The organism is Mycobacterium sp. (assembly GCF_036273375.1).
GTDB lineage: Bacteria > Actinomycetota > Actinomycetes > Mycobacteriales > Mycobacteriaceae > Mycobacterium.
Window position 1 is genome coordinate 1 of the sequence record NZ_DASUHS010000163.1, and the last position, 2782, is coordinate 2782.

The 2782-nt window shown below is 67.1% G+C and carries 2 protein-coding genes; one reads left to right on the forward strand and one right to left on the reverse strand.

Translation table 11 applies throughout. The annotated features are described in order from the left end of the window. The first annotated feature begins 428 nt into the window (after positions 1-428). Positions 429-2153, forward strand: coding sequence for a COG3415 family protein (locus tag VFW69_RS15560; RefSeq protein WP_526502404.1), 1725 nt, complete (start codon positions 429-431; stop codon positions 2151-2153). A 53-nt stretch (positions 2154-2206) separates the two neighbouring features. Here the strand turns inward: VFW69_RS15560 and VFW69_RS15565 are convergent. Beyond that, positions 2207-2782: NADP(+)-dependent, decarboxylating phosphogluconate dehydrogenase (locus VFW69_RS15565; protein ID WP_526502405.1), on the reverse strand; the 576-nt coding region annotated here is incomplete at its 5' end.

Below are 2782 nucleotides of genomic sequence, written 5' to 3' on the forward strand. Positions count from 1 at the left end.
TGGAGTTCTGGATGTTCTACTGGGACACGGTGGCGACGAACCGCGCTAGCGCTAGCGCGGCGCAGCGCCACCATGTGCCCGAGGTGTCGTGCGCTTCCACAACTCGAACGGCTGCCGGCCATTTGGATGCCTGACGGCTAACCTCGATTCACGGTGGGGTTGAGTCCGCTTTTCCCGTAAAGCCTCTGGAGGCTGGACTGTGAAAATCCGCTGGTAGACGGCGTATCGCTATCGAATCGAGGCGATCAGTCTCAATCGGATTGCTGGAGCTGATACCAGGCATGTTCCCTTACGGTATCCCGCAGTCGTCGACGCCATCGGAACTACAAGCATGTAATTAGCTGTCTCACAGCAAGATAGCCCGGCGCGTCGCGCTGGCCATGCTGGAAACAGCTCTACCATAAGTGCATGTTGCTGCGGGAATCCAGTTGAGGGGGGGAGCGGAGTACTTCACCGCGCCCCGCGGTGCGGGGCAACGCCGCTACGAGGCGCTGCGGGCCTACCTCGTCGACGAGGCCACCGCCGCCCAGGTGGCCGACCGGTTCGGCTACTCCACCGCCTCGGTGCATCAGATGGCCACCCTGCTGCGCACCGGCAAACTCGATCCCTTCGGCGAGTCCAAGCCGGGCCCGAAAGGGCCGCACAAAGCCACCGGCGAGGTCCGCGACAAGGTGCTGGCGCTGCGGGCCGAGGACCGCAGCATCGGCGAGATCGCCGCATCGCTGGCCGCCGCGGGCACGCCGATCTCCGCGCAGACGGTATGGCAGATCCTCGACGACGCCGGACTGCCCCGGCTGGCCCGCCGCGACGAGGGCCGCCGCGGCCCCCCGGCGCGGCTGGAGCCGGTCAAGGCGGCCACCCTGGGCGGTTGGCCCGCCCCCGCGCAGATCCCGTGTGACCACGCCGGATTGCTGCTGCTGTTCCCGATGATGGCCACGCTCGGTCTGCACCGACTGGTCGCCGAGGCCGGCTACCCGTCCACCTCGGCGATCACCGCCTGGCAGTCGATCGGCACCCTGCTGCTGGCCAAGTGCGCGCGCCGGCACCGCGCCCATCACATCGACGCGCTGACCGACGACGCCGGGCTCGCGTTCGGTCTGCAGCTGACCGCGCTGCCCAAGGCCACCCACGCCGGCACCTACTCCTACCGGGTGCGCCGCGAATCCAACACCAAACTGCTCACCGGCATGGTCAAGGCGCTGCGCCCACTCGGAATGGCCAGCGGCACAGCCGGATTCAACCTCGACTTCCACGCCATCCGCCACCACGGCGAGCACACCGCGCTGGAAAAACACTACGTGCCGCGCCGCTCCCAACGCACCCGCGCCGTGCTCACCTTCTTCGCCCAGGACCACGCCAGCACCGAGATGGTCTACGCCAACGCCGAGATCACCAAGGCCGAGCAGGCCCGCGAGATCCTCGCCTTCGCCGACTACTGGCGCCACGCCACCGGCGAAGACCCCGGGCTGCTCGTCTTCGACTCCCAACTGACCACCTACAAGGTGCTCGACGAACTCACCGCGCGCGGCATCCGCTGGCTCACCCTGCGCCAACGCGGCAGAACCGAACTCGCCCGCCTAGCAGCGCTACCCGCCAGCCAGTGGAAGACCACCACCATTGCCCGCTCCGGGCGCTACCGGCGCCCACAACTACACGAAGACATGATCAAGCTCAAAGACGTCGACACCAGGGTCCGCCAAATCGCCATCCGCAACATCAGCCGCGACGAACCCACCCTGCTCATCGCCAACGACCTCACCACCCCCGGCAAGGACCTGTTCGCCCGCTACGCCGAACGCATGACCATCGAAAACGAACTCGACGCCTACATCTCCGGCTTCCACCTCGACGCGCTCTCCAGCGGCGTCCCACTCAACGTCGACCTCGACACCACCCTCACCGTCGTCGCCGGCAACCTCTACCGCCTCTTCGCCCGCGACCTGACCCGATACCAGACCGCCACCCCCGACACCATCTGGCGCCACTTCCTCGACGACCCCGGCACCCTGCACATCAGCGACCGCGGCGTCACCTGCGCGCTGAACCTACGCAGCCACCACCCCCAGCTCATCGACGCCGGCTACGCCGACCTCAAAACCCCAATCCCATGGTGGAACAACCGATCCCTCCAATTCACCTTCCCACCCCGATAACCGCCCATCCCACGCGAACAACCTCAACTCAATTTCCGCACCGGGAATCGAGGCTAAGCGGGGACCTCGCTGCGGTCGCCGCTCCAGAGGGTGTGGAACTTCTTGCTCGGGTCCGCGTCGATGCGTCCGTAGGTGTGGGCACCGAAGAAATCCCGCAGGCCCTGGGTGAGCGCCGCGGGCAGCCGCTCGGTGCGCAGCGCGTCGTAATAGGACAGCGCCGAGGAGAAGCCCGGGATCGGGATGCCGAGCTGCGTGGCGGTCACCACCACGCGCCGCCAGCTGTCGATCGCGTTCTCCACGGCACTGCGGAAGTACGGCGCGGTGATCAGCGTCGGCAGATTGGGGTCCTCGTCGAAGGCTTCCTTGATCCGGTTGAGGAACTTCGCGCGGATGATGCAGCCGCCGCGCCAGATGGTGGCCAGGTCGCCGGGCCTGATGCCCCAGTCGTACTCGGCGCTGCCCGCCTGAATCTGGTTGAAGCCCTGCGCGTAGGCGACGATCTTCGACGCGTAGAGCGCCTGGCGCACATCCTCGATGAACTTATCGGCGTCGCTTGGCTTTCCACCGAGGTCACCAGACGCGAGGCCCGTCGTCGCGCGCCGCTGCGCGACCGAACCCGACAGCGCGCG